This window comes from Nocardia violaceofusca NBRC 14427 (assembly GCF_963869435.1).
Lineage (GTDB): Bacteria > Actinomycetota > Actinomycetes > Mycobacteriales > Mycobacteriaceae > Nocardia > Nocardia aobensis.
The window spans coordinates 1-3490 of the sequence record NZ_CAWMPM010000061.1; the positions used below are offsets into that span (position 1 = coordinate 1).

The window sequence follows — 3490 nt, forward strand, 5'->3', positions numbered from 1 at the left end:
CCGCATGCACCACACCAACCAACGGATGCTCATCGGAGATACCGTCGATCAACTCGGACAACGCGTCACGATCCGACACATCACAGGCGACAACACGCACCCGCGCACCGAGCTCTTCCAACTCCACACACAACCGCTCGGCACCAGGCGCAGCCAAACCCCGCCGCGACACCAGAAGCAGATGCGTCACACCGTGATTCACCACCAGATGCCGAGCGAGCAACGCGCCCAGCCCGCCGGTCCCGCCGGTCACCAACACCGTGCCCGGCTGTAGGCGAACCGCGTCACCGGCAGGGTGACGGGTCAAACGCGGCACCGATACGACCGCACCACGCACGGCGACCTCCGGCTCACCCGTGACAGCGGCGGACAGCGACGCCACGGCCATCGGCGCGCGAGTCTCGTGGGAGCCGTCCGGGTCGTCCAGGTCGAGCAGGTGGAATCGATCCGGATGTTCGGCCTGCGCGGCCCGGACCAGCCCCCACACCGGCGCCTGCGCCAGATTTACCGTCTCCGAATCATTCACGGCCACAGCGTTTCTGGTCACGACGACCAAGCGTGACGCGGTGAAACGCGGATCGCTCAGCCACCGCTGCACGGTGTCGAGAACGCCGGTGACGACCTGCCGGGCCGCGGTCGGCGGCGCGCCCTCGCCCCGAGGGCATTCGACGACGACGATCTGCGGCACGACCGGTTCCGTGACCGCGTCCAGATCGGCGATCAACGCCTCGAGGTCGCGGTATCCGCGTATCTCCCCCGAATCGCGACCGGCGCCCAGCACCGCCACCCGGTTCGGGTCGAGGGCCACCGGCACACTCGGAACCGCGATCCACTCGACCCCGAACAGGTCCTGCGACACCCGGTTCGCGTCGAGATGCCGGGCCGTCACCGGCCGGGATACGAGCGCGGCCACCGACAGGACCGGTTCGCCCTGCGCATCGGCGATCCGCACGCCGAACTTCTCACCGTCCACAACGATCCGGACGCGCACCACCGCGGCCCCGGCCGCGTGCAACGCCACGTTGTTCCAGGTGAACGGCAACGCCGGGGAGGTACCCCCTTCGCTGCGCAGGCCGTGCACGATCCGCACGTGCAGTGCGGCGTCGAACAGGGCCGGGTGGATGCCGAAGCTTTCGGCCTCCGCGGAGTCGGGCAGCGCGACCTCGGCGAACAGTTCGTTCCCACGTTGCCATGCCGCTCGCAGGCCTCGAAACGCGGGCCCGTAGCAGTAGCCGAGGTCGAGCAGTTCGTCGTAGACGTCGTCGATATCCAGCGGCTGCGCTCCGCTGGGCGGCCACGACCGGAGATCGAAATCGGGGACGACCCCGCCCGTGGCGAGAGTGCCTTCGGCATGAATCACCCACGGTTCGTCCGTGGTGGGCCGCGAATGAATACTCAGTCGCCGCCGGCCGGTGTCGTCGGCGGCGGCCACCACCACCTGCACCGACACACCGCCCTGGGCGGGCAGCGTCAACGGCGTGTGCAGGACGAGTTCTTCCAGCACATCGCAGCCCAGCAGGCCGCCGACGTGACCCGCGAGTTCGACGAATCCGGTGCCGGGCAGCAGGACCACGCCGAATACGCTGTGGTCGGCCAGCCACTCGACGGAATCCACCGTCCAGCGGCCGGTGAAGCTCACTCCGCCCGATTCCGGATGCGGTACGGCGGCGCCGAGCAGGGGATGTGACACGGCGTCGAGGCCGACGGCGGTGACCCCGCCCAGTTCGGCTCCCAGCCACGATTGCGCCAGCACCTGCCGCACGTCGAGCCAGAAGCGTTCGTGCCGGAAGGCGTAGGTGGGCAGGTCGATGCGCCGAGCTCCGGTCCCGGTGTACCAACCGGTCCAGTCGACATCGGCGCCGGTGACGAACAACCCGGCGACACCGGCCGACACTGTCGCGGCATCGGTACGGTCGCGGCGTGCCAATGCCACTACCGCCGGTGCACCGGTACGGGTGTCCTCCAGGCTCTGGGTGACCATGGGGGCCAGCACCGCATCCGGCCCGACCTCGGCGAAACGGGACACCCCCAGCTCCGCCATCGCCGCCACCGCCTCGGCGAACCGCACCGAATCCCGAACCTGATTCACCCAATACGACGGAACCGACATCTCATCGGTCACCCTGGCACCGGTCACCGTCGATATCACAGCCACGCGCGGCCGCTCGAACACCACAGTGCTTATCGCCGAGGCGAACTCGGTGAGCATCGGCTCCATCAACGCCGAATGGAACGCGTGCGAGACGCGCAATCGCTTCGTCCGCCAACCACGCCCGGAGCACATATCGGCCACCGCCAGCACATCGGCTTCGACACCGGACAGCACCACCGAGGACGGGCCGTTCACCGCAGCGATCGACACGGCACCGGCCGGCACCGCACCGGAATTCAGCAGCGTCAGCACGTCGGTCTCGGACGCACCCACCGCGACCATCGCCCCACCGGCGGGCAGCGCCTGCATCAGGCGACCACGCGCAGCGACCAGCACGCACGCGTCCGCCAGCGATAGGACTCCCGCCACGTGTGCGGCCGCGACCTCACCGATCGAATGACCCGCCACCACATCCGCGCGGAATCCCCACGATTCGAGCAGCCGATACAACGCCACCTCGAACGCGAACAACCCCGCCTGCGCGAACACCGTCCAATCGACCAGATCCTCGTCCGCCAACGCCTCCACCAGCGAAACAGACTGTCCCAGAGCCGGTTCCAGCATGCCGACGATCACATCGAAGTGCTCGGCGAACACCGGATACACGCGCAGCCCGGCAGCCATCCCCGCCCACTGCGCACCCTGACCCGAGAACACCACACCCGTCGAACCCGGCACCACCCGACCCGACACCACACCGGACACGGACTCGCCCGCCGCCACCGCACGCACACCCGCGAGCAGACCGTCACGATCGCCGGCCAGCACGACGGCACGATGCTCGAACACCGCACGCATGGACGCCAGCGACACGCCGATATCGAGCGGATCCTGTTCTTCCGCAGCCGATTCCGGATTTCCGATGTGGGCCGCAAGGCGTGTGGCCTGATCCACGAGTGCCGGACCACTGCGCGCCGAGATCACCCACGGCAGCAACCCGCCCACGGGTGCGGTCCTCGATACCGGATCGGCCATCGTGTCGGTCGCCGGTGCTTGTTCGACGATCACGTGCGCGTTGGTGCCGCTGATCCCGAACGAGGACACACCCGCCCGACGCGGCCGATCCACCTCCGGCCACGGCACCGGCTCGGTCAGCAACCCGATATTGCCTTGCGCCCAATCGACTTTCGTACTCGGACGGTCGACATGCAGAGTCTTCGGCAGCACGCCGTGGCGCATCGCCATGACCATCTTGATCACACCACCCACACCCGCAGCGGCTTGAGCGTGACCGATATTCGACTTGAGCGACCCCAACCAGAGCGGGCTACCGGCGTCCCGGCCTGACCGTAGGTGGCGAGCAGCGCCTGGGCCTCGATCGGATCACCCAGCGTCGTA

At 68.4% G+C, this 3490-nt stretch carries 1 protein-coding gene and 1 pseudogene; both read right to left on the reverse strand.

Going from position 1 to position 3490, the window contains the following annotated elements:
- The coding region (locus AC5592_RS34225) for a type I polyketide synthase (RefSeq protein WP_232329676.1) at window positions 1–3343 on the reverse strand (3343 nt) is incomplete at its 3' end.
- 12 nt (window positions 3344–3355) lie between these two features.
- Window positions 3356–3409, reverse strand: a pseudogene (locus AC5592_RS34230) (hypothetical protein); the annotation flags it as partial.
- Between the last annotated feature and the right edge of the window lie 81 nt (window positions 3410–3490).